Origin of the sequence: Moorena sp. SIO3E8, from assembly GCF_010692445.1 — a bacterium.
GTDB classification, from domain to species: Bacteria; Cyanobacteriota; Cyanobacteriia; order Cyanobacteriales; family Coleofasciculaceae; genus Moorena; species Moorena bouillonii.
In genome coordinates, this window is the sequence record NZ_JAAHHM010000004.1 from 1 (window position 1) to 22,605 (window position 22,605).

Sequence of the window (22,605 nt, forward strand, 5' to 3'; positions counted from 1 at the left end):
AAGTTTGAGGACAACTTTGATCAGGTCATGGACTTCTTCATATAGCTCAAGCCACATATCCAAAGCACTTTGCGGGACTTGAACACTAAATACATCAGCTTTGTGCATGTCATAACTTGCAGTGTACAGTCAAATTAATGGTCAAGTTAGAGTAATTTTAGAACTGGATTAAGATGCGATTACCCTGCTATAAGTACTCAGCAGTCAGTAGAACTTTTTAGGACAACTTGGCGTCTTTGATAGCAAATAGCGATAAAATTAACAACCATGTACATTCGTAAAACTGTCTTCGCCATTGCCCTATTGATTAGCCCGTTATTGATTACTGCTTGCGGCTATAATGAGACAAAAGAGTTAGTAGAAGAACCACAGTTACTGTCAAAACCTCTTACCATCCGGGCAATACTAGATAAAGACCAACCAATTACTGCTGGGGAAACTGTCCAATTCGCTTTTAAAGCTGTTAGCGAGCCTGTCAAGATCTTAGACCCGATTCCCTTGACAATGACTCTCTATCTACCAGATGGTAGCCAACAACAGTTCATGGCCAATTTGCAAAGTCCAGTTGTCTATTACCCTTGTGATCCCATACCAGGGGAAGACGATTCTTGTAACTATCCGAGGGTGGGTTTGGATCCTACTGCGGATCCTAGTCAGCCCTATCAACCAGGCCCTAGCATCACCTTGGAGCAAGAAGGAGAATACACAATTAAGTTAGACTCTGTCCCAGAAGCACTCCAAGAAAAATTACATGGACAGTCAACAACATTTCTGGTCATGCCGTGACTTGTTCTGAGTAGAAGTAACCCGATTCCACGGTTGTCCGATGTTTAGTTGGGTCATAATTTAGGAGATACTGTTGTGCGATCGCATCAGCTTCTCGTAATTGTTTAGCTTCGACCTTACCAATTTCCGTATCTGTAGACAGCAGAATCACCTGATGGGAGGCAGCGGGGAAGTAGCGTTCCACTAGGTTGCTGCGATGGGACGAGTCCAATCGTCCGAGGGGGGTATCAATCGCTACCGGTAGATTACGTCCAGAAACACGGGCGAGTCCCCACAATAATGCGATCGCTAATAATTGCTTTTCCCCAGCCGATAGACGATGTTTCGGTACAAGTTTTCCTTGTAGGTCGTACAGGGATAGGCTGAAGCTGTTGGTGTCGATGGCAACTCGATGGACTAGGTCAGATTTATGGAGGAGATAGAGAAAGCATTCAGTTACCTCATGTTCTAATTTATTCAGTTTTCTCAGAGTTAACTGTTCCCGGAAAACCTTAAGGCTCTGTTGGACTTTAGCAGATGCGGTAAGCATATGCTGATCATTTTTGCGGTCAATGGTTTCTTCACCATACCTGGCTAAGTCTTTTTTAGTTTGTGCGATCGCATATCCTAATTTATCACAGCGGCGTTTAGCAATTTCGTAAGCTGCTTGAGCTTGAGCCAATTCCGTTTGTGCCTGTTTTAGTGCATCTTCGAGTTCTTGATAGGATTCCGGAGGAGCAGCTGTTGCTAGTTGTCGTTTAGTAGCATTAATATCTGCTTCCAGATTTTTGCGCTTAGCTAATTGCTCTTCAGCTAATTGCTTTTGAGTTGGTTGGTAGTAAGTCAAGAGATTAGTTAGGGAATGAAACATTTCTTCTTCAGCTCCTAACCAAGGGTCTTTAACCTCCCCAGCCTCTTGCTCTATTTGTTGATTTTCTTTTCCCAAGAACGCTTTAATTTTATCAAATTTTTTAGCAGGTAACTTGAGGGCAGTCAATAAATCTACCAGACGTTGATCACGCTGTTGTAAAATATCTCTAGCTAGTTTAGCCTGTGATGCCCGCGATTCTTTTTCTGCTTGAGCTTGGGCTTGGGTGAGTAGGGGTTCAATTAACGATAGAGGCAAAATACCAGCTGCTAATTCCCTCATCTGTTCACGAATTTGTTCAACTTTAGTATTGTAGTAATTTAGCTGACTCTCTAGTTGGTTCCGTTGGGCTGCTATTTTACCACCATCACAGACAAATTTATCAAAAGCTTGTTGCTGTTTTTCCCTGGTTTGTTCTAGCTGTTCTTGAATACTACATAACTCTTGTTTAGCTAGCTCATAGTCTGATTGTTGAGAGGAAAGCTTTTTTTCGATATCTTCCAAATTAGCAAGTTGCTGTTGATTCGCCATAGATTTGCGTTTGCGCGTCACTAAAATATCAAGGTCAATGGCTAAGCGGTCAGCAAGTTCTAGACCAAGTAAGGATCGAATCGCTTCCACAACAACCGGGGGTGGTGCTTCCACTTCTGCTAGTTCTTTAACCTGTTCCCCATCAAAAAGAAATAGGTTTGATATTCCTAAGGGTAACAGATTTTCAATGTACTCGTCCCAAGTATTGGTTAGGGCAGAATCCAGCCAGTCTCCCTCTAAAATCCCTAAGTTATCCTTACCATCTTTCGGTTTTTTTGTCCAAGTGCGTACAATCCGATACTCCATCGGCTGGTCGTTCTCGATATGTTCAAAAACTAATTCCACTCGGGTGTTGTCCATGGGTAAAGCATTGCGATTGACTGACTGAGTTAGAAAGTCGCTATAACTCAAATTGCCACGGGTGGAACATTGAGCGCGGTGTCCATATAAAGCCAGACGAATCGCATCCATCATAGTGGTTTTACCGCCACCATTCATACCACCGACTAGAATAATAGGTCGAGAGTTATCATCCCTTTTTGGACAGAGATTGATCACCTGACGCCCGAGATAGGGGCCAAAGTTTTCTAGGACAAGTTCAAGGAAAATCACAGGATTTATCAAGTATGAATTTTCTAGGGAACAGGGAACAGGGAACAGGGAATCGGGAATCGGGAATCGGGAATCGGGAATCGGGAATCGGGAATAGAGAACAGCGATGCAGCGCGGTCTTGGGGGTTGGGAGCATGTCAACTTTGTAATTAGGTACATAGATCCCCCCTAACCCCCCTTAAAAAAGGGGGGAATTAGATTGAAAAGTCCCCCTTATTAAGGGGGATTTAGGGGGATCTGAATCAGGTATTAACAAAACTGACATGCACCCTTGGGGGTTTCCCCCATGAGCGACTGCATCAAGACGGGAAAAGAGAAAAAAATCTGTGTACATCATAACTATGATAAACGTTATAGTTGCTGTTAATCGTTTACCGTTAACTATCAACGATTAACTGTAAATAATTAACCCTAAAATGATGAACCGGGCAGCTTTAAAAATTCCTCCTCTTCTGGAGTATTAAGCCGACCAAGGATTTTATTGCGATGGGGAAAGCGACCAAAACGTTCAATCACTTCTAGATGACGATAGGCATAATTAATGGTACTGGCACTATCGGGATCATCTTTAAGAGTCGAGAATAATTCAACACAGTAGCGCTGATGTTCGAGATTTTCGCTATGCTCAAATGGTAAGTAGATAAACCAGCGCTGAACTGGTAAAAGTTCTTTGTCAAAGCCTCGATCAACAGCATACTGGGCAGTAGACAAGGCTTTGGAATCAGTAGCAAAAGCTTGGGGTTGACCCCGAAACATATTACGAGGGAACTGATCGAGTAAGATAATTAGCGCTAGGCAGCTATAGCGTGATGTTTGCCAGTGATCTAACTCCCCAGCCGCCGCTTGTTGATAGATGTCGAGGAAACGCGATCGCATTTCTTGGTCAAAGTCTGGGTTCTTAGTAAACCAGACTTTGCGGGATTTGCCATAATCGGGTTCATCCGGTTTACCAAACCAGAAATTTAATATCTCATTAGATCTATCCAACGCCTTGATCATAAGTTACTAAGTGAGCCCTCTAGTTTGAATGATTACGAATTTTGGACTGGAAATTTTAAATTTGCCCAAGCCAACTGCTTGACAGTGTCAACATCCCCTTCATCAGCAGCTGTTTTTAAATCTCGTTTCAAGTGAGCATTAGCGATCGCATCTTCTTTAGACCGAGAACTAGTGTCAAAGCACCGCTCCAAAGCCTCATAGATCCCAATACGACGAGACCTAGTCACATACTGGCGTTCTGTGTCTAGCAGTTTTGCCATTAGTTCCAGATGCATAGCATCATTGTCACAGATTTCTTCTAAGACCTGCCACTCATCACCACCAAGGAGACGGTTTTCAGCGCCAGGACGGATGTCTTTGAAGGGTTCGCCAGTAACTTTCTCATAAATACGGGGCAAACTGTCATCAAATTCGTGTTTTTCTTCTAGCCAAATGCGACGAATTTCACTAAGTTCCTCTTGACTAATCAAGGTGATGTCTCGCATATTTTCTGGACAATTCTGACGAACGTCAGTTTCAACAGTAAGCAATCGCCTAAGCCAATACTCCCGTGCTTCTTTGGTATAAGGACCAGGAATTGGCTCAACAGAGATTTGTCCATCTAAATTCCGTTCATACAGTTGGACATTACCATTGCTACGTCGAAAATCTCGTCGCTCACGGTTTTCTCCAGGCTCCAACTCCTTTCGCAAATCCAGTAGAGGTTCCAGCCATTCCTTCTCTTCGTCATTATCAATCATTGCTGTCAGGGATTTATCCTGACTCACCAGTGTACAAACCCAGCAACCAAAACGAGAGCTACCACAACTAGGAGTAGAGGTATCTACAACTAATGGACATTCGTTATCAGCACTAGCCCCTCGATACATAGCAAATAAATCTTTATTGCTGTATTCCCAGGGATTTTGCCATTGCATGAGATAGAGCCAAACCTCATCATTTTGCCAATCTTCAATGGGGCTATAAACCAACGAGTTTGGTAAATTCATATTAGGAGTTAGACGATCACGTACTCGCTTAGCTTCCATTTTTTTCATCCGTCTTGCCCGTTGTTGGCTTTCCGCTTTGCGAGTCCCTAAAACAACAATAGCTTCTCCACTAGATCGGATAACATTCCGAATAAAACGGTTAGACGGTTTAATTTTCAAACGTTCAGTACACCAACGAAATTTCCCTCGTGGAGCTGGGTAACCTTTGCCAATTAAACTTACCCAGTAGGTTTCTTTGACCTCCGGTTGTAAGAGATGGGGTTCAAAGGGCAATCCTTGAGCTTCAGCCGCTAACTTAATCTGTTTTAGAGAATTGCGAACCCAAGCTGAAACAATGGGATTCTCTACTAACGTGTCTGTAGTTATGACATAGATAGTCTTAGTTCGCTGTTCTGGTGGCAGAGCTGCGATCGCATTCCATACCAGCTGTAGAGTTGCGGTGCTATCCTTGCCACCACTATACCCTATAACCCAGGGAATTGCATCCAAGCAGTATAACTGTTGAATTTCAGTGGTCAGAGCAGTAATCTCTTCCACCAGCTCAGCCACAGTGCGATTTTTTGGCTTATTTTCTGAGAGTTTTACCTGATTCATCAGTCTTCACGGCAGTAGGGAAACCCCCTCTAGGCAAGAGCGGGGTACTGACTCTCTGCTAAGACAAGGCTTGACAGATTAGTCCTTTTTTCGAGCTTATCCCAAGTTTTTAAAAAAATTTCTTGACAGTGGATCTAACGTTTTTCTTCCTAAATTGGTATGATTAATAGTTTTACTCTATCGAACCACGAGTATAGGTAAATCAGCTAATTTGATTGTTAAAAACTTGTGCTAGTCTTAAAAATATTTATCGTAAGCATATGCGCTACGCGCACGCTACGCGAACAGCGGTCAGCGGTCAGCCGTCAGCTAAAGGCTCATGCTACGGGAACAGCTTATTTTATTCAAAAGCACCGATTGCGCTACGGGCATGCTGCGCGAACAGTAGCGTGGCACAGGCTTTGGCCTTGGCCTTGGCCTTTGGGCCACGCTGTGCGAACGACGCTGTGAGGTAGCGCATTAGCTGAATGCTGAATGCTGAATGCTGAATGCTGAATGCTGAATGCTGAATGCTGTTCGCGTAGCGTGCGCGTAGCGCATATGCTTACTATTTATCGATAGCTTCTACAACGCAGCATTATGGGTTTAAAACTATGGTGATCAAAACTGAAAATCATCCTAATGACCTCGCTAAGCAAATTCTTGAACAAGAAAGCCGAGATCGACAAGCGCTGGCGTTATTGCTCGATAGGCATCTGGCGAGAAACGACCAAATCTTGGTGCAGAAAACTCACATGGGCACTACAGAGGCATTTATTGGCTCAGTCACTCTGGAATGGTTAGCGATTCGCGTCCGCTACGCCTCCCAACTGCCGCTATTTCAACAAAAGTTTGATCAACAAACAAACAATATCGTCAGAGATGCCGATACCATCGAAGCGCTTCAGCAGCGTCCCCTTGATTGGTCACGTCAAGCTGCTCTGGCTCAATATCTAGCAGCCCGCAAAACTCACAAGTTTCCCCCAGTCCTAGTAGTGCTTAGCTCTGGGTGGGTAGATAATGCCCAAGCTGCTCAGTGGGATAAGAATCAACGCGCTCGGCAGTCGGCAGCTGAGTTCACCAGTTTAGATAAAGATCGCACAGTCGGACTGCTTGATGTTTCAGACCATGTTTCAATTTTTGCCTTAGACGGTCAGCATCGACTGATGGGAATCCAGGCTCTGATGGAATTGATTAAAATTGGTACGCTCCAGAAATATAGCAAAGGCAAAAAGCCAATCGGCTCATTGATTACAGTTGATGACTTGATTGAGGAATATCACATCTCGCCAGGTTATCTCCAAAGTCTAGCCACAGAAAAAATTGGTATTGAGTTTATTCCTGCTGTCGTTCAGGGAGAAACCCGTGAAGAAGCACGGCGACGGATCCGATCGATTTTTGCTCACGTCAATCTGATGGCAGTAAGGTTGAGCAAAGGACAACTAGCGTTGCTCAATGAAGACGATGGCTTTTCAATCGTTGCTAGAAAAATTGCCATGACTCATCCTCTGCTCAGGGAGATGGAAAATCGTAATCCTCGGGTGAATTGGGATAGCGCTACGGTTTCCGCTAAGTCAACCGTCTTGACTACGTTACAAGCTCTCAAACATATATCTGAGCTCTATTTGGGCTACCAATTCTGTCACTGGAAACCCTGTGAGAAAGGTCTAATTCCCATGCGTCCTGAAGATGAAGAGCTAGAGATGGGAACTAAAACATTGACAGAGCTTTTCGACTATCTCGCTAGTTTACCCAGCTATCAAAAGCTCGACCATGGAAAAGAAACACCACAGCTGCGTCGGTTTAACCATGAAAGGGGTGGAGGAGAAGGAAACATGCTATTCCGTCCAGTAGGACAAATCGCCCTCGTTCAAGCTTTGGCTATCCTAGTATTTAATAAGGATTTCTCCCTCAAAACCATCTTCGAGAAACTTCAAAAATACGATGGTTCGGGTGGCTTTAGTCAGATCGATCACCCACAATCCCCTTGGTACGGCATTTTGTATGACCCAAATCGAAAGCGAGTGCTAGTTTCTGGACGAGAGTTAGCCTCCAAAGTGATGTTATATCTTTTGGGTGGTGTTACAGAGCGTATGGAACGTGCTCAACTGCGCATCGCTGTGGCTAATGCCAGGAGTGTTGGCAAAGATCAAGGTATTAGCTTTGAGGGTAAATTTGTGAAACTGAAGGAAGTAGGATTACCACCTCAATTATAACAGAATTAGTGACAGCGCCTACACTTCCCTATCGCTTAAGTGTAGGCGCTAGTTGTCACAAAAATCGACTCAAATCAAACTCCTGTTGCTCATTTTCTTTATATTCTTTCTTCTTATACCTATCATTATTTAAAATTAACAAAAGTCGCTCGGAATAGTCTACTGCTCCCCGCAACTCATTGCGCAAAATATCAAGCCCTCCATTGGCATACTCCTCAAAAATATAGATACGTTTTTCCTCAGACTCTTTATCGATAGAGGAAAGAATTTTTGTATCCTTAATCTCAGCGATCGCAATTAATTTAATTACTACCTCATATCCCCTTGAGACAAAAATTTCCAATCCAATCGGACCAGGCTCTCGTTTAGAAATTACCTTCAGGGGCGATCGCTTTTTATGCTTTACGCCTAAAGCAGCTGCAAACACCATCACATCAGCATAAGTCTGAAACGGTCCAGTTTTTCCATCGGAAGCGGTTAGGTCTTTCACCAAAGCCGCCTTATCTTTAGCAACCCTGATTCTGTTTCCAGCCATTGTCTTGGTGTCTAGTTTTAATAAATCTTATGCACAAGGCTAAGCGCAAAAACCTTAAAGTGCGGTAATCTATTTATTATACCATCAATAAAAAGAGTAAAGGAATAGCGTAAGCTATCAGCTATCAGCTATTAGCTATCAGCTATCAGCTATTAGCTATCAGCTATCAGCTAATGCCTCCCAGCGTCGAAGTCTGTGCCACGAGTCAATGGACTTTTCCCCAGACTTTCAATTTTCATTAATCTAGAACTATTAAATTATCTCGTTCTAGGTTGATTTTAAGCACCTCAAGTAGCGTGAGCTTTTAGCTCACGGCTGACGGCTGACGGCTGACGGCTGACGGAATAGCCTCTTAGAGATCTATTGCTTGATGTTTCATAGATTAACGTAATTTTGAGTTTATTGAGTTCAATGATGAAGACTTGTAAACAACCAGTATATGTGAGTGCGATCGCAATCCTACTAATACTGACTAACCTATCCTGTTCTTCCCCCGACCGACCGGACCCCCCAATGAAAACCAAGGATCGCGCAACGGTAGTTGTGAAAACGATTCAGGAGGCAAACACTGACATTTCCAATCAAGATCGAGAAACTAAATATTGCAAAATGGCTTGTTCTGAATTTGTCTTCTACCGTGGCACTAACCAACTATTTTGGAAAGATTTTGCTGGCGATAGCCGCCTCAAGGATTTTGGAAATGCCAAAACCAAGATTTGGTTATCCGGAGATATGCATGCCGAGAACTTTGGGGCATATGATAATAATCGAGGGGAAATCGTTTACGCACTCGATGACTTTGATGATGGGATTATTGCTGATTACCAATATGATGTCTGGCGCATGGCAGCTAGTTTAGCATTGGTCGGTCGTCAGAATGGTTTGTCTGCTGAGGAACAAAACAAGGGGATTGATGCCTTTAGTGAATCCTATCTTGATACTATGGCTTCCTATCGCGGTAATGATCGTGAACTGGAGACTTACTTCACTAAAGACAATACTTATGGGAAGTTGGATGACTTCCTAGAAGAAGTGGAAGCCAGCGAAAGCCGCCAAAAAATGTTGAAAAAATGGACAGAACTGGAAGGAAATCAGCGTCGCTTCAATCTATCCAAGGTTAAGTTAGGCAAACCTACTGCTTCCGAGCGACAGGATATTCAGAATGCGATCGCAGATTATAAGAAAACGTTGACAAAAAAATTTAAATATGATAAAGATTACTTCCGAGTCAAAGATATTGCGCAACGTTTACTGGCTGGCACTGGTTCCTTAGGAGTGCCCCGGTATTATGTCCTAATTGAGGGTGAGACTCCTTCCCAGAAGGATGACCGGATATTGGACATTAAACTCCAATCTTCCCCTACTGCCTATGATTACTTGAGTCAGGAGGAACGGGAAAAGTATGATAAAAATTTTAACAATGAGGGTCAACGTCACGCTTTAGCCTATCGAGCCTTAACCAAGTACACCGATAATCACCTGGGCTGGATGAAACTAGGGGATGGGTATTACTCAGTACGAGAGCGATCGCCATTTAAGGAAACCTTTGATATCACTGAGCTAACCAAAGAGAAACGCTTTGTTAAGCTAGCTGAACAATGGGGTCAAGTGTTGGCAACAGCTCACGCACGAGCTGACAAAGATTTCGATGCCACCTTAGTGCCTTATTCCATAGACAAACAGGTGGATAAGTTGACTGACGGTCGCCACAAGGAGTTTCGACAATTGGTAAGGGAAGTGGCTTTGACTTATGCTGATCAAGTTAAGAAGGACTATGGTTACTTTATCGAAAAGCTGAAACCCGATAGCTGCTCTAGCGGCAGTTGTGACTAATCCTTTTAGTTTAATTGGCTTTGGTAGAATGTAATCCGTTGATATGGCAGAGGGGAAAGGTTGAATAACAGGATAAGCGGCAAAGGGAGGGTAATTGGACAGTGGCGAGCTAGCCCCTATAATCTATAACCTCTAACCTCTAACTTAGAAACAAAACAGCTACATACCTTATATTTAATCAGATGAACGGTAAGAAAGACGGTTTTTTAAGCGGGCTTCAAATTTTGGTGTTTTTTATCTTAGCCCTTGCCTTGCTGGGATACGACATCCAATTCAGCTTACTATTTGGTGGCATCGGCGCTTTAGCCGGTGGTTTGATAGTTGACTGGTGGCACCACCCAGACAAACCCAGGGACTTACAACCCCAGCAAGCAGAGTATCCCGAGGAAGGTACTTCTGACTTAACTGGCATCCGTTTAGCTGTACAGGAACGAAAAGTTAGAGAAAAGAGGCGCTCACAAGGGTTACTCAATCCTATTAGTAGATTTTTTAGACGTTAAGCAAGAGGAATTAGTTATTGCTATTGGTCAAAGGTAAATACCAAGATATTTGAGATAGATTAGTGGCAACTGCTACACCACTCTATGGAATAGATGTGGTTTGATCGTCACTAAAATCTAAAATGTTTTTATTTCTCTCAAAGCTATTGCCACTCTTTCTGTACCCCTTGGGCCTGGCTTGTGTGCTACTGGTAGTAGCTTTGGTAATGTCGTGGCGCAACCCTCGCTGGGTACCGATACCCGTGGCTTTGGCATTAATTGTGTTGTTGGTCTCAAGTAATACTTGGGTAACTAACAGCTTAATACGCTCTCTGGAGTGGCAATATCTTCCTACCTCAGAATTACCTGAGGCTGATGTGATCGTGATCTTGGGGGGAGCGACTAAACCGCCTTTTCCACCACGACCTACTCCAGAAGTGGATGAAGCAGGCGATCGCGTTCTCTATGGTGCTCAGCTATACCGTGAAGGGAAAGCTCCCTGGGTGATTCCTGCTGGTGGTCGGATTGTTTGGGGTTCCAGTAGTAATAACTCTAGCCAACGACTTTCTTCCCAAAGTGCTCAATCCTCACAACGGTTGGCCCCTGAATCAGAAGACATGGCACAGATATTAGAAGACTTGGGTGTTCCCAGAGCCGCTATCATACAAGAGTCTAGGTCTTTCAACACTCACCAAAATGCGGTCAATGTGCGGAAAATTTTGGATCAGCGGGATTTGCGCAAGGTATTATTGGTAACTTCGGCCATCCATATGCCTCGTTCTGTCCTAGTGTTCCGGCGTCAGGGTATTGATGTGATCCCAGCACCAACAGATTTTCTAGTGTCTCAATATGAACTGGATGAACCTAACAGTAGTAGTCAAGCTGCTTTGCTACATTCTCTGCCAAATGCTGATCAATTGTCTAGGATTACCCGTGCTATCAAGGAATACATTGGAATAGTAGCTTATCGCATTCGCGGTTGGGTGTAATAAGATTATTATTGTTGCTGAAATATTAGGCTCTTCCGTACTTGTTATGCTAAATAAACACTTTGGCGAAGGGACTTCGGAGCAGGGACTGAGGCCGTTGGCCACGCGGGGCGCGTTCGGAGCAGGGGAAAGAGGCAGTATTTAGAAAATTTGGTTAATTAAATAGCCTCATAACCCTTGTACAGTAAGCTTTATGAGTTTTTTGAATTTAAATTTAGCATAGCAGGTACTGAAGAACCAAATATTATCCTTGATAATAGCTTTTATCATAGCTATGAGGTACACAGGATTTTTTCCCTCTTTCCTCTTCCCTTTTCCCTAATTTCTACTCCCTGTTCCCTGTTCCCTGTTCCCTGTTCCCTGCTCCCTAAAACCCCTGAATTTGTACCTCATGAGTTTGAAAATAGCTATATTTTCCTAGTTACTATGCCAGAAGAATTCCAACGGATTGTCCCAGCACCACCACCAGCAGCCGATATGTTTGCCACTTACCAGCTAGCTTATGAGTTTAGCCAAGAAGTAGAGCATCGACAAGAATTTGAAGACTATTGTCAGTGGTATTATTTGACAGCACAAAGCCATCGAGAGGAATTAGAAAAAATGCGTGGTGATATCAACCTTTTTGGTTGGTTCAGTCGCCGCAAGTCGTAGATTAGAATAAACGGATAGCTTATTATCTTAAAATATGGTTGAAAAAATTAAATTTAACACGGATAGTAATAGATATCAATAGATACAGTAATCATCTAACTTTGTGCTATCCGTGCCGACCTGTTTAAAAATCCCTGTGATGGTGATTATGATTGCTATAGCTAATAATATAGCCGCCTAGGGGATAATTTCTAGTTCATCTTCACGGAAGTGAACTTTTTTAAATTTTTTGTCAAACTTGACTTGTATTGGTAAATTGGCGCTGACTGGCCTACCTTGCCACTCATAAATTATTCCGGTAACTTCCCCTTCGAGACCTTTAATATCAAAAGGTTTATTCCTGTGTTCGGGATGGGTATATACCACAACTGATTCTTTGACTCGGACGCGATCGCCAACTTTCATATGATAAGTAACTCTAACTATTATACAGACATCCCTTACCTAAGCTAGGGTTGGCTCAGGCAACCTTCTTATTGTCTCACAGAGTGGGTTGTTTACATTGAGCACAGTTGTGAGCATAAACAAAATTTAGGTTTAATGGCATTAGTTCCCTGGTCTGATGCCGATGATTCTTGGTTAAAATTCTAAGAATAGATTATAATGTAAATCTTTTTCACCCTTAGTTTCACCCTTAGTTATCTGGCAGCTCCTGGTCGGTAGGTGAAGACTCTGGTAGATTTGGATCCGGTGATGGGAAAAAGCGATCGCGCATTTTCTGGAAGCCCTCAGGAGCTAGTACCCATTGAGTAGCCAGTAAAATAGCACCAGCCCCAACAAGTATACCGACTACCCCCAGCAGCCCAAACAAGGCTCTAATCCAATCCCGGTATGAGCGGGTGGTTTCAGGTTTCTTGTCATTGGTTGTAGTTATTTCCGCTGGTAGTGATGGAGTCAGAGCAGTTTGCTGTTCCAGATTAACCACCTGTAGTTCTTTGGAGCTAGAGATGTCTCCCAAATTTAGCACTGTCGGATATTGGGGAGAGACAGCACAGTATGTTAGCACCACCGAAATGTCATCTTGACCATTATGTTTAAACCCTAGCTCAATTAAAGACTCAGCTGCCGATTCGACGGAAATTCGGTGGCTATTGACTTTTTGCGGTAAATCTCGACCAAATTTTTCAATCAAGTTGTTGTTGCTCAACCCATCGGAACACAGCAGCAGCAAACCATCTTCTTCCACAATAAACCGTTGCACAGTGGGACGAAGTAATTCAGCTTCCTTTGTCCCTAAGGCTTGAGTGAGTGCTTGTGCATCAGATCGCTGCAACGCTTGTCGATAAAGACTACGACCAAGCCTGACCTCCCGAGTAGCTACATCATCATCCACAGTTAGCTGCTGGCAATAGTCAGGAGTAAGCCAGTAAGCACGACTATCTCCTACACTAGCGATATAGATTTCGTGACCATTGGTTTTCCCTTCTGGTGTATTCACCATTTGGGGAAGTTGTAGCGCTAGGGTTAAGGTAGTAGCCATGCGACGCCGGGATTCTCGTTCTTGTTGATCGTTACGAGAAGAAATCATATTATTGGCAACCCGGATAATTGCTGATAGATTCTCGGTTACGAGTTCTGGTGTCATCAGCTCCGGATCTTCGTTCAACTCAGCCAGTAATGCCCGAACCTGTAATTTAATCGACTGTAGTGCTAACTGACTAGCAATTTCCCCCCCTTCGTGACCACCAATACCATCACAAATAATCGACAGGTGGGGAATCAAGGGGTCTTGGGATTGCTCTGGGTCTTTAATCAAGTCAGCCTTAGTAGGATAGCAACTGTCTTCATTGTGGCTGTGACTTGAACCAGTTGCGGTGATACCAGCAATTTGTAAGCGTAACGGCTGGTGAGCAGCTTGCTCAAGTAATAGGTGGTTAAGTTGGGATGCGATCGCAGTTAAGGAAGGGTGTTCAGTTTGCAGGTGTTGGGCAATAGCTTGTAGCGGATCCGCTACAGACACTGAGGCTTTGCGACACCAAGCTTCCCAGCACTCTCCTAGCTGTTTAAGACTAGCATCCACAGAGGGTTCACTCACAGAAGTCGGTTCGGCAGGAGAGTCTCGGGAAACCAATGTATCAAATCCCCTATCCTCTAGACCATTAGACGGTACAACTGGTGATATACTCGTATCAGCCATGGTATCCCGATATAATTCCCGTAGTCGCAGCCGCCACCCTTGAACTCGCAAATTAGTTGGCACTAAAAGGCTAGAAGCCACACCCAATTCTGATAAGGGTATCCATAATTCCCAAATTTGCCAAAGCCAATAGACTTGACGCACTGCGGTCGCAGATGTCCACATCGACTCCATTGAGGGATATAAGTTGCCATTGGCATCAATCGGGGCATTTTCAAGCAAAATGACTACATCTTGACCAGGTGTAGACAGAAAATTCCGTTGCTGTGGCAACTGGCATATCCCATAAACCTCTGGCACATGGAGGCAGTGGGGATACAAGCGTAGGTAAGGAAGGATATGGCCGTTGAGTTGTTCAGGAAAATCCGGTGGCAGTTCTGGCTGCATATCCTGCCAAATTTGCGGGGCAACTACCTGGTAGCGGTCTGCCACTTGTTCTCCAACTGGTAGCTCTACGGCAGCAGAACCCACTGCCCAAAGATAACGATCCACGGCTAATACCTATGAAGTTAATTTACGGCTATACGGTCAAATTCTAGACGGCTGAGATAAATTAGAAAAAGGAGTGTTTGAGCTTTTAAACATTTTCTCTCAAAGTTGTCTAGTAGATTCAAGAAAATTAACATAACTCAGCAACGAGCGATCTTTGTCTGAGGTTAGACAAAATAAAGTAGAGTTACCTGCAACTACTTACCAAAAAAAGGGGTAATCGCGCCCCGTCCTTCTAGGACGGCTTTTAAGTTGACGCTTATTTAGCGCCAGGTTATAATTAAAATATAGGGTACAGGCTGGAAAACCGTAGGCTGAGCCGGGAGAGAGACCCGTAACTTATCGACCTTAAAGTAGTAATGCCCGGAGGGTAGGGAATCTCCTCCTTAAAAACCCAATCATCAATTAACATTTGGTGTGTGAACCCAGAAGAATCACACTTTGAGAAAAAAACGGTACGGTGGGGCACACCGGAACCAAACGAAAGGAAGAGAAACAGACTTTTTAAGGCACTTCCAAAGAGTAGTTAAACGCCTCAGGAGAACTGCCCTCTGGGTCTATGGTGAATTAACTAGGAATTTAGTCTTGACGGATTCTCGGTTGAGTATTGTCTTGTTTTTGGCGGCGTCAAAGATGAGAACTCCATGGTTTAAGGCGGCTCGTTGATCTAGGAATCCCCGCGCCTTTAGGCCGGGGAGTGTCAACCGATACCCTGTATATTATGAGCCGATGGTAAGTTCCTCGATGCTTTGGCTAATTGCCGGGTCAATGCTGTGCTTAGTCGAGCTGTTTGTGCCAACAGCATTTGTTGCTTTCATAATGGGCATCAGTGCTTTGGTGGTAGCATTTTTGATCTCGATTTTGCCCATATCTTATACCCTACAAGTGGGGTTATGGTTGCTGCTTTCCACTGCTTCAGTCTTTTTATCCCGTCGCCTGATGCCCCCTGCTAGAGTGGGCAAAAATTTGGATGCGATGGAAGCTCAAACCTTGACAGAAATTCTGCCGGGGGGAACTGGACGGGTACTCTATGAAGGCAACTCATGGCGTGCCCGTTGTGAAGACTATGCAGATGCGATCGCATCCAACCAAAAAGTCTACGTAGTGCGCAGGGAAGGCACTACCCTGATTGTTGTGCCTCATCACCTATTGCATGACTGAAGCTGATCGACCAAGGGTGCTCTGCCAGCTTCAGGGGATAGTGATGGGTTAATAGGGTGATGGAGTAATAGAGTCAACGTTAGATCTATTAGTCCCCCTAGTTACTAGTTGTTGGGAGTCTCCCTGCTCACCGGGTCCAGTATTTTTTGACAAAAGATACGTGGAACAGTCAGGTTGGACAGAGGGTCATAAAGTCAGCTTCAAGCACTTGAGAATCAGACTAAATCAGTCTAAATTAAGTTTTCTGCCCTTCCCCACCCATCCGCTCCCCCTCTAACAACAAATTTGTAAAACACTACCCGAAAGGGAGGAAAGAGCGTGTCACAGTGGTTTTTGCTTGTCTTTTTGGCTTTGGGCGGTTCAAGTCTTCTCGGTTCCGTCAAGATTATTAATCAAGGAAACCAAGCCTTAGTGGAACGATTAGGAAAATATAGTGGCAAAAAACTCGAACCTGGGCTCAACTTTGTCATTCCCGTGATTGAGCGAGTGGTTTACCAGCAAACCATTCGGGAAAAAGTCCTTGATGTGCCACCTCAGCCTTGTATCACCTCCGACAATGTTTCCATTACCGTTGACGCTGTAGTTTACTGGCGGATCATGGATATGGAGAAAGCCTACTATAAGGTTGAAGACCTGCGCTCCGCCATGCAGAACTTGGTGCTGACCCAGATTCGAGCTGAAATGGGTAAACTGGAACTGGATCAAACCTTTACCGCTCGCTCTCAAATCAATGAAACCCTACTGCGGGAATTAGACATTTCCACTGATCCTTGGGGGGTTAAAGTCACGCGGGTTGAACTGCGGGATATTGTGCCGTCTCAGGCAGTGCAGGACTCAATGGAGTTACAGATGTCGGCAGAACGCCGTAAGCGGGCGGCAATTCTGACCTCTGAAGGGGAACGAGAATCTGCGGTTAACACTGCCAGAGGTAAAGCTGAGGCACTAGAGTTAGATGCTGGAGCCCGTAAAAAAGCTGCGATTATGGATGCTGAAGCCCAACAACAGGCAATCGTTCTCAAAGCGCAGGCAGAACGACAGCAGCAGGTTCTCAAGGCACAAGCCACTGCTGAGGCTCTGAAAATTGTGGCTAAGACTCTTAATAATGACCCCAATGCTCGTGATGCCCTCCAGTTTTTACTGGCTCAGAACTATATCGATATGGGTATGCAAGTTGGCACTAGCGAGAGTAGTAAAGTTATGTTTATGGATCCTCGCAGCATTCCGGCAACCATTGAAGGGATGCGTTCGATTGTCGGTGATGGAGACCAGGTTAACCCCAATTCCCTAGGCATGAATGTGAATCAAAGGGGTAGTTGAGAGTAAATCACCCATACCTAGACGGGTATCCCCGTTTAGGTAGGTTTTATGTCTAGGCTTAAAAAATCTTTTAGCCCGAGGAGCGCCATCCCCGATGGCAGAGTTGCAAGCTCCTCGATTTTTTCTATGGTAAAATTAGTGTAATTGACAGTAATGGAAAATTAAGGATTATTCTTGCTTACCATTACCCCGCCAGACCTAAACAATGTAACTCTTGATTGGTTTTGCCACCACCACACTAATCGATAGTATGACGGTTGAATGGTGAAAGTAAAAACAGAGTAAATCCACAGGTGTTAATATAGCCAAGGGATATAGGAGCCTGTTGACAGCGATTCTAGCCAACGCAGTTTTAACTGGTTGGCGCTGGTATAACCACAGGACACCTAAATCCCTTGAGAAAGTTCCTTGGAACAGAACATCTCACGAGATTCTTGCTTAACACAACCATTCATCACAGCTAGCTGTAGCTTCATGAAGGCATTTAAGTCTTCCAGTGGATATTTTCTGGTTAGAAGCTTCCGTAGCTTGTCTTCTTCTGTCACACTCAAATAGCCAGTTTTGAGTGCTTTTTGTACAACTTCCCTGATATTAGCCATAACACAAGCACCTATTAGAATCAGAATGTACCTTCGAGGCTGAAAGTCTAGCAAAAGCCAATTTGGACTATGCCTCTAAAGTACTTATCACCCTTTTTTAAGCTTTTGATTATTTTGATGACACTGAATCCCTGTTCAATGTTCCATTGAAAATTGTACATTGTACTGGGATCGTGTCTTTGGCTAGCTAAGCCGCTAAGGAAGAATCACCAAGCTTCTGTTAGCATTGCTGTTGTAGGTGATTACGGTATTATCTCATTCTGACTCTTGATATTCTGTAGCATTGGTTACAGAACACTGTTCACATAATCCGAAAAATTCCAAGGTATGGTAAAAAATCGTGAATTGATAAGAATCTTGCAACTTCTTCTGTAATTGAGGTATGGGACATTCTTCAATGGGAATAGACATATCACAATTGAGACAAGTGAGGTGATGTTGATCATTTTGTACACCACTGTAGAGGGATTCTCCACTACCAAGAGTCCGGACTTGCACCATTCCTTCTAGTTTTAAAGCATCCAAAGCGCGGTAAACTGTAGCCAAACCCATAGATTGCTTACGTTTGCGCAGCTCTACATAAAGATCTTGGGCCGACATAGCCCGATTCAAGGTTGTGAGCAGTTTCAGAATTCGCTCTTGAGAGCGGGTGCGTTGGCCTTTCATTAATCTTTTTTTAATATCCTAGAATTTTTTTGATGTTAATGGTGCTTGTTGGTTCAAACTGTAAAGAAGGATGAATGATAAACGGATCATGAGCAACAATGAGCGCGGCTGTGCCCAAATCCCAGGATTAGGCTATCGCTAGTTACGCGCTGTGGCAGCTCAAAAAAATACTAGCTCAAAAAATACTAGTTGCTGATAGACTTTTTTAATCCTTGATCCTTCATCCTTGATATTATATCCATTATCATTATATAGTGAAAGGGGAGAGTTGTGATTAACAAATATCAGGCTTCTATTTATGTTACACTTAGAAATTCCGTATTGGATCCAGCCGGTGTAGCTGTTGAGTCAGGACTGAAGCAGCTAGGCTATGAGAGTATAGAACAGGTGCGTATTGGTAAATATATCGAACTTAGCCTGAGTGCTGCTAATGAAGATATGGCGCGAGAACAATTGAATCAGATCTGTGACCAGCTCTTAGCCAACCCAGTTATTGAAAATTATCGCTTTGAATTGGTTGAGATTTCAGCAAAACTAGGAGTGGAAGCATGAAATTTGGGGTGGTGGTCTTTCCTGGGTCAAACTGTGATCGCGATTTGGCCTATGTTACAACTAGCTTACTCCAATGTCCAACCAGGATGGTTTGGCATCAGGAAACCGATATTTCTGACTTAGATGTGGTGGTACTCCCAGGGGGCTTTAGCTATGGGGATTACCTGCGCTGTGGCGCAATTGCCCAGTTTTCTCCGGTGATGCCAATGGTGGTAGACCATGCTAAACAGGGTAAATTTGTCCTGGGCATTTGTAATGGTTTCCAGATGCTGACCGAAATGGGGCTGTTACCAGGGGCATTAGTCAGAAATCGGGACTTACATTTTATTTGCGATCGCGTTCCAGTTAAAGTAGAGCGCACTGATTTATATTGGACTACAGCTTATCACCCAGGAGAAATTATAACTCTACCTATTGCTCATGGTGAAGGGCGCTACTACGCTGATGCTGACACTCTCAAAGCTCTCGAAGATAATGGTCAGGTATTGTTTCGTTACGCTACTGTTTCAGGAGAGATAGAGACAACAGGTAATCCCAATGGTTCCCTGAATAACATTGCCGGAATTTGTGATACCACTGGCAAAATTTTGGGTATGATGCCCCATCCAGAACGAGCAGCTGATCCGATGTTAGGCAATATCGATGGGATGAGATTGTTTCAGAGTTTGTTAAAGACTTTTAACAATTGCTAGTGTTTTCGGTACCACAAATTACCGATAACCGCAACTGCTACATGGGTTCCCTAAACCTTATCTGTGTGCCAAAGATTCCAATTATACGGGATATGGTTGACTGATAAATATTGCCATAAACGGAAGTTTATACTTTTTAAAATTAGTGCCTGTTAATGCTCGAAAAAGTATTTTAAAAAGTAAAAATAAGCAGAGGTTAGTCGTTGAGTGTACAGGGAGTGTTTGTTAAAATTTATTGTTATATTTAGTCAAATAAAAAAATATAAATATAAAATCGAATAAGATGAAAAAATGCCTGAAACTCACTTTAAAATTGAATGGCCTGATGGTTCTCAGGAACTTTGTTATTCTCCTTCTCTAGTGGTCAAGAAATATTTTAATGCTGATCAAGACTATTCCCTTTCGGAATTTGTCGCACTGTCTCGGACTGCGCTTAACGATGGTAGTGATCGCGTCAAAGCTCAATTTGGTTTCCCTTGTAGCAAAGCACTAGGACAACTGAAGATAATAGAAGACAAAGCGAAGAAGTATAGTAATCTATGTGATCCAAAAGTGCGATTGCTAAAATTTATCGATGTCCAACCCACAGAATAATTCAATAAAAATTGATGCAAGCCACTTCTGCTCCAGACTCCACTACTATCCTCGCTGGCTTCCATGCTCTCTCCGATCCCCTGCGCCTGGCAGTGATTGAGCTACTGCGATCGCAAGAGTTATGTGTGTGTGATTTATGCGATCGCTTAAATGTCCAGCAATCAAAACTATCATTTCACCTGAAAACCCTTAAACAAGCTGGTCTGATTCGCCCCCGTCAACAGGGAAGGTGGATGTACTACAGCCTGAATTTGCCCCAGTTTGTGGTTTTAGAGCAATATTTGGCAGAATTTCGTCGCACAGCTGTGATGGTACCTGCCCGTAGTTGTTCTCAGACTAGCTTAGGGTCTAGCTTGAATGGCTAAGGGTCTTCTGATCACAGTATCAAGCGGCTTAAACCACAGACCCTGTCAACTGCTTTTGATGTACCTAATACCATTAGGCCAATACCGTTAGCCAATTCAGGCGATGGCTTAACTATTGTTTAAGCAATAAATCAATTTTTTTTGATATATTAGGATTAACTAATTAGAAAAACAGGAGGGATATTCATGGCTACTCTCAAAACTCATGTCTCCCTGAATGTCACTGACCTTCACAAATCTGTGACATTTTACCAGGCAATGTTTGGTGTGTCTCCAGTTAAATACAAAGCTGACTACGCCAAATTTGATTTGGCAAATCCGCCCCTCAATCTCACCCTAGAACTAAACCCCAATATGCACTCTGGTGGCACATTATCTCATCTAGGTGTACAGGTTGAAACGACAGAAGACGTACAAGCTCAGATCAAGCGTTTTCAAGCTGCAGGACTAGAGGTGTTAGAGGAAAAGAACACTCACTGTTGCTATGCCATCCAGGATAAGGTGTGGGTAAGTGACCCAGATGGTAACCGCTGGGAAGTATTTGTGGTGAACATCGAAGATACTGCACCCGAGATGAATCTGAAGATTACCGACAATTCTCAGCAGGAATCTAATACTGTGACATCCTCCTGCTGTGGATAAATTTAGATCACCGTTAAATGAGAATCCGCAAACTGATACCCAAACAAACTCTCTGGCCCTTAATATCCCATTGCTGGCGAGAGGCAGTAACTGAGGGCATGGCTACATTTATCTTAGTCTTTGTTGGCACTGGTGCTGTTATGGTTAATCACATCACTGGTGGAGCCTTAACTCATCTGGGCGTCAGTTTTGTGTTTGGAGCAGTGGTCGCTGCTTTAATCTATGCCACAGGACATATTAGCGATGCCCATATTAACCCAGCTGTTACTCTTGCTTTCTGGGCTAGTGGTTTTTTTCCCGCTCGCAAAGTGTTACCTTATATCCTGGCTCAATGCATTGGTGCGATCGCTGCTTCAACATTACTGTTGTTGACACTGGGGTATGTTGCTGATCTTGGCGCAACTCTGCCTCTACAAGGTAACTGGTTTCAATCCTTAGTGCTGGAAGTAGTACTCACCTTTATCTTAATGTTTGTGATCTTAGGCTCTGGTCTTGACCGCCGTGCTCCCATTGGCTTTGCTGGTTTGGCTATTGGCTTAACCGTAGCATTAGAAGCAGCTTGCTTCGGACCAATTACCGGTGCCAGCATGAATCCAGCCCGTTCATTAGGGCCAGCCCTAGTAGCTGGAATTTGGCAACATCAATGGATTTATTGGGTTGCCCCAATTGTAGGAGCGCAATTAGCTGTGATTGCCTATCGGCAACTTTCCCATGGATTTAGGGATATTCAGTAAAAGCATAGCTAAGCTAAAACGCATTTAAAATGGGTTTTAGCAATGGCAAAAGGCAAAAGGCAAAAGGCAAAAGGCAAAAGGCAAAAGGCAAAAGGCAAAAGGCAAAAGAATAGTGGATTATATTTTTTTTAGTTAATTTTAATAATATACAGTTTAAATGTATAAAATTTAAGCTAAAAACTAACAAATAACAACTAACAAAAAAAATAACTATGAAACAAATCATGTTTGTTTGTAAAAGAAATTCCTGCCGTTCTCAAATGGCAGAGGGGTTTGCTAGAACCTTAGGAGAAGGGAAGATTTCTGTTACTAGTTCTGGACTAGAAGCAAGCCGAGTTCATCCTACGGCAATTCAAGTCATGGATGAAATTAATATAGATATTACTGACCAGACGTCTAATCCTTTAAAGGATTTCAAGGCTGAAGACTATGATGCTGTAATTTCCTTGTGCGGCTGTGGTGTTAATTTACCAGAAGCCTGGGTGTTACGAGATGTGTTTGAAGATTGGCAGCTTGATGATCCTGATGGGCAACCACTAGAGACGTTTCGCCGTGTCCGAGATGAAATTAAAGAACGAGTAGCTAAGTTAGTAGAAACCTTGAGCTAATTAGTTGGT

Annotated in this window: 25 protein-coding genes; 16 read left to right on the forward strand and 9 right to left on the reverse strand. The window is 43.5% G+C overall.

Annotated features, from left to right (window positions below):
- The first annotated feature begins 267 nt into the window (after positions 1-267).
- Positions 268-786, forward strand: coding sequence for a hypothetical protein (locus F6K46_RS02905; RefSeq protein WP_293055203.1), 519 nt, complete (start codon positions 268-270; stop codon positions 784-786).
- Here the strand turns inward: F6K46_RS02905 and dndD are convergent.
- The 3 genes from dndD to dndC form a co-directional block, all read right to left on the reverse strand.
- Positions 776-2,776, reverse strand: coding sequence for a DNA sulfur modification protein DndD (gene dndD, locus F6K46_RS02910; protein WP_293055385.1), 2,001 nt, complete (start codon positions 2,774-2,776; stop codon positions 776-778). The genes F6K46_RS02905 and dndD overlap by 11 nt on opposite strands.
- A 411-nt stretch (positions 2,777-3,187) precedes the next feature.
- Positions 3,188-3,775, reverse strand: a complete 588-nt coding sequence (locus F6K46_RS02915) for a DUF924 family protein (RefSeq protein WP_293055205.1) — start codon at positions 3,773-3,775, stop codon at positions 3,188-3,190.
- 32 nt (positions 3,776-3,807) lie between these two features.
- On the reverse strand, positions 3,808-5,358 hold the full coding sequence (gene dndC, locus F6K46_RS02920; RefSeq protein WP_293055207.1) for a DNA phosphorothioation system sulfurtransferase DndC: 1,551 nt from the start codon (positions 5,356-5,358) through the stop codon (positions 3,808-3,810).
- 228 nt (positions 5,359-5,586) lie between these two features.
- On the opposite strand from dndC, the gene F6K46_RS02925 reads away from it, so the two are divergent.
- Together F6K46_RS02925 and F6K46_RS02930 are read left to right on the forward strand one after the other, a co-directional pair.
- Positions 5,587-5,808: a hypothetical protein gene (locus F6K46_RS02925; protein ID WP_293055209.1), complete on the forward strand. Its 222-nt coding sequence runs from the start codon at positions 5,587-5,589 to the stop codon at positions 5,806-5,808.
- 143 nt (positions 5,809-5,951) lie between these two features.
- On the forward strand, positions 5,952-7,553 hold the full coding sequence (locus F6K46_RS02930) for a DGQHR domain-containing protein (protein ID WP_293055211.1): 1,602 nt from the start codon (positions 5,952-5,954) through the stop codon (positions 7,551-7,553).
- A 55-nt stretch (positions 7,554-7,608) separates the two neighbouring features.
- Here F6K46_RS02930 and F6K46_RS02935 read toward each other — a convergent pair whose 3' ends face one another.
- A complete protein-coding gene (locus F6K46_RS02935; protein ID WP_070393351.1) occupies positions 7,609-8,088 on the reverse strand; it encodes a DNA phosphorothioation-associated protein 4 in 480 nt (159 codons plus the stop codon).
- Between the two features lie 287 nt (positions 8,089-8,375).
- Positions 8,376-8,612 carry a hypothetical protein gene (locus tag F6K46_RS02940; RefSeq protein ID WP_293055214.1) on the reverse strand — a complete coding sequence of 79 codons (237 nt, stop codon included), beginning with the start codon at positions 8,610-8,612 and terminating at the stop codon, positions 8,376-8,378.
- On the opposite strand from F6K46_RS02940, the gene F6K46_RS02945 reads away from it, so the two are divergent.
- The 4 genes from F6K46_RS02945 to F6K46_RS40000 all read left to right on the forward strand — a co-directional run bounded on the left by F6K46_RS02945 (position 8,602) and on the right by F6K46_RS40000 (position 12,040).
- The gene (locus F6K46_RS02945; protein WP_293116760.1) at positions 8,602-9,921 is read left to right on the forward strand and encodes a DUF2252 family protein; all 1,320 of its coding nucleotides are present in this window, start codon (positions 8,602-8,604) and stop codon (positions 9,919-9,921) included. The genes F6K46_RS02940 and F6K46_RS02945 overlap by 11 nt on opposite strands.
- 182 nt (positions 9,922-10,103) lie before the next feature.
- Positions 10,104-10,421: a hypothetical protein gene (locus tag F6K46_RS02950; protein ID WP_075900184.1), complete on the forward strand. Its 318-nt coding sequence runs from the start codon at positions 10,104-10,106 to the stop codon at positions 10,419-10,421.
- A gap of 122 nt (positions 10,422-10,543) precedes the next feature.
- Positions 10,544-11,389 (forward strand): YdcF family protein, encoded by an 846-nt coding sequence (locus F6K46_RS02955; RefSeq protein ID WP_075900182.1) that lies wholly within the window; start codon positions 10,544-10,546, stop codon positions 11,387-11,389.
- 177 nt (positions 11,390-11,566) lie between these two features.
- On the forward strand, positions 11,567-12,040 hold the full coding sequence (locus tag F6K46_RS40000) for a hypothetical protein (RefSeq protein WP_366510689.1): 474 nt from the start codon (positions 11,567-11,569) through the stop codon (positions 12,038-12,040).
- 177 nt (positions 12,041-12,217) lie between these two features.
- Here the strand turns inward: F6K46_RS40000 and F6K46_RS02965 are convergent, their stop codons facing one another.
- Together F6K46_RS02965 and F6K46_RS02970 are read right to left on the reverse strand one after the other, a co-directional pair.
- On the reverse strand, positions 12,218-12,445 hold the full coding sequence (locus F6K46_RS02965; protein ID WP_075900176.1) for a ferredoxin-thioredoxin reductase variable chain: 228 nt from the start codon (positions 12,443-12,445) through the stop codon (positions 12,218-12,220).
- A gap of 229 nt (positions 12,446-12,674) precedes the next feature.
- Entirely contained in the window at positions 12,675-14,669 is a 1,995-nt protein-coding gene (locus tag F6K46_RS02970) for a protein phosphatase 2C domain-containing protein (RefSeq protein WP_293055220.1), read from the reverse strand.
- 726 nt (positions 14,670-15,395) lie between these two features.
- Here F6K46_RS02970 and F6K46_RS02975 point away from each other — a divergent pair.
- Both F6K46_RS02975 and F6K46_RS02980 read left to right on the forward strand, forming a co-directional pair.
- Positions 15,396-15,827, forward strand: coding sequence for an NfeD family protein (locus tag F6K46_RS02975; protein ID WP_075900172.1), 432 nt, complete (start codon positions 15,396-15,398; stop codon positions 15,825-15,827).
- A 318-nt stretch (positions 15,828-16,145) separates the two neighbouring features.
- Positions 16,146-17,144 (forward strand): SPFH domain-containing protein, encoded by a 999-nt coding sequence (locus F6K46_RS02980; RefSeq protein ID WP_293055223.1) that lies wholly within the window; start codon positions 16,146-16,148, stop codon positions 17,142-17,144.
- Positions 17,145-17,530: 386 nt separating this feature from the next.
- On the opposite strand, the gene F6K46_RS02985 is transcribed toward F6K46_RS02980, so the two are convergent.
- Positions 17,531-17,743 (reverse strand): hypothetical protein, encoded by a 213-nt coding sequence (locus F6K46_RS02985; protein ID WP_075900168.1) that lies wholly within the window; start codon positions 17,741-17,743, stop codon positions 17,531-17,533.
- 255 nt (positions 17,744-17,998) lie between these two features.
- Positions 17,999-18,409 (reverse strand): transcriptional repressor, encoded by a 411-nt coding sequence (locus F6K46_RS02990; RefSeq protein ID WP_075900166.1) that lies wholly within the window; start codon positions 18,407-18,409, stop codon positions 17,999-18,001.
- 270 nt (positions 18,410-18,679) lie between these two features.
- Here F6K46_RS02990 and purS point away from each other — a divergent pair, with 270 nt between their 5' ends.
- From purS to arsC, 7 genes are all read left to right on the forward strand, one after another.
- The gene (gene purS / locus F6K46_RS02995; protein ID WP_075900164.1) at positions 18,680-18,961 is read left to right on the forward strand and encodes a phosphoribosylformylglycinamidine synthase subunit PurS; all 282 of its coding nucleotides are present in this window, start codon (positions 18,680-18,682) and stop codon (positions 18,959-18,961) included.
- Positions 18,958-19,653 (forward strand): phosphoribosylformylglycinamidine synthase subunit PurQ, encoded by a 696-nt coding sequence (purQ, locus tag F6K46_RS03000; RefSeq protein ID WP_293055227.1) that lies wholly within the window; start codon positions 18,958-18,960, stop codon positions 19,651-19,653. Before purS ends, purQ begins: the two co-directional genes overlap by 4 nt.
- A 291-nt stretch (positions 19,654-19,944) precedes the next feature.
- On the forward strand, positions 19,945-20,247 hold the full coding sequence (locus tag F6K46_RS03005; protein ID WP_293055229.1) for an MSMEG_0570 family nitrogen starvation response protein: 303 nt from the start codon (positions 19,945-19,947) through the stop codon (positions 20,245-20,247).
- Between the two features lie 14 nt (positions 20,248-20,261).
- Positions 20,262-20,612: a metalloregulator ArsR/SmtB family transcription factor gene (locus tag F6K46_RS03010; RefSeq protein WP_293055231.1), complete on the forward strand. Its 351-nt coding sequence runs from the start codon at positions 20,262-20,264 to the stop codon at positions 20,610-20,612.
- Positions 20,613-20,798: 186 nt separating this feature from the next.
- On the forward strand, positions 20,799-21,254 hold the full coding sequence (locus F6K46_RS03015; RefSeq protein WP_293055233.1) for an ArsI/CadI family heavy metal resistance metalloenzyme: 456 nt from the start codon (positions 20,799-20,801) through the stop codon (positions 21,252-21,254).
- Between the two features lie 17 nt (positions 21,255-21,271).
- Entirely contained in the window at positions 21,272-21,988 is a 717-nt protein-coding gene (locus tag F6K46_RS03020) for an MIP/aquaporin family protein (protein WP_293055235.1), read from the forward strand.
- Between the two features lie 212 nt (positions 21,989-22,200).
- Positions 22,201-22,596 carry an arsenate reductase, glutathione/glutaredoxin type gene (gene arsC, locus F6K46_RS03025; RefSeq protein ID WP_293047623.1) on the forward strand — a complete coding sequence of 132 codons (396 nt, stop codon included), beginning with the start codon at positions 22,201-22,203 and terminating at the stop codon, positions 22,594-22,596.
- The last annotated feature ends 9 nt before the right edge of the window (positions 22,597-22,605 follow it).

What these genes read in the sequence shown, in the direction of transcription:
- F6K46_RS02905 (WP_293055203.1), top strand. Translation starts at nt 268, where the DNA reads ATGTACATTCGTAAAACTGTCTTCGCCATTGCCCTATTGATTAGCCCG.
- F6K46_RS02915 (WP_293055205.1), bottom strand. Translation starts at nt 3,775, where the DNA reads ATGATCAAGGCGTTGGATAGATCTAATGAGATATTAAATTTCTGGTTT.
- dndC (WP_293055207.1), bottom strand. Translation starts at nt 5,358, where the DNA reads ATGAATCAGGTAAAACTCTCAGAAAATAAGCCAAAAAATCGCACTGTG.
- F6K46_RS02930 (WP_293055211.1), top strand. Translation starts at nt 5,952, where the DNA reads ATGGTGATCAAAACTGAAAATCATCCTAATGACCTCGCTAAGCAAATT.
- F6K46_RS02935 (WP_070393351.1), bottom strand. Translation starts at nt 8,088, where the DNA reads ATGGCTGGAAACAGAATCAGGGTTGCTAAAGATAAGGCGGCTTTGGTG.
- F6K46_RS02945 (WP_293116760.1), top strand. Translation starts at nt 8,602, where the DNA reads ATGAAAACCAAGGATCGCGCAACGGTAGTTGTGAAAACGATTCAGGAG.
- F6K46_RS02950 (WP_075900184.1), top strand. Translation starts at nt 10,104, where the DNA reads ATGAACGGTAAGAAAGACGGTTTTTTAAGCGGGCTTCAAATTTTGGTG.
- F6K46_RS02955 (WP_075900182.1), top strand. Translation starts at nt 10,544, where the DNA reads ATGTTTTTATTTCTCTCAAAGCTATTGCCACTCTTTCTGTACCCCTTG.
- F6K46_RS02965 (WP_075900176.1), bottom strand. Translation starts at nt 12,445, where the DNA reads ATGAAAGTTGGCGATCGCGTCCGAGTCAAAGAATCAGTTGTGGTATAT.
- F6K46_RS02975 (WP_075900172.1), top strand. Translation starts at nt 15,396, where the DNA reads ATGGTAAGTTCCTCGATGCTTTGGCTAATTGCCGGGTCAATGCTGTGC.
- F6K46_RS02985 (WP_075900168.1), bottom strand. Translation starts at nt 17,743, where the DNA reads ATGGCTAATATCAGGGAAGTTGTACAAAAAGCACTCAAAACTGGCTAT.
- F6K46_RS02990 (WP_075900166.1), bottom strand. Translation starts at nt 18,409, where the DNA reads ATGAAAGGCCAACGCACCCGCTCTCAAGAGCGAATTCTGAAACTGCTC.
- purQ (WP_293055227.1), top strand. Translation starts at nt 18,958, where the DNA reads ATGAAATTTGGGGTGGTGGTCTTTCCTGGGTCAAACTGTGATCGCGAT.
- F6K46_RS03005 (WP_293055229.1), top strand. Translation starts at nt 19,945, where the DNA reads ATGCCTGAAACTCACTTTAAAATTGAATGGCCTGATGGTTCTCAGGAA.
- F6K46_RS03010 (WP_293055231.1), top strand. Translation starts at nt 20,262, where the DNA reads ATGCAAGCCACTTCTGCTCCAGACTCCACTACTATCCTCGCTGGCTTC.
- F6K46_RS03015 (WP_293055233.1), top strand. Translation starts at nt 20,799, where the DNA reads ATGGCTACTCTCAAAACTCATGTCTCCCTGAATGTCACTGACCTTCAC.
- F6K46_RS03020 (WP_293055235.1), top strand. Translation starts at nt 21,272, where the DNA reads ATGAGAATCCGCAAACTGATACCCAAACAAACTCTCTGGCCCTTAATA.
- arsC (WP_293047623.1), top strand. Translation starts at nt 22,201, where the DNA reads ATGAAACAAATCATGTTTGTTTGTAAAAGAAATTCCTGCCGTTCTCAA.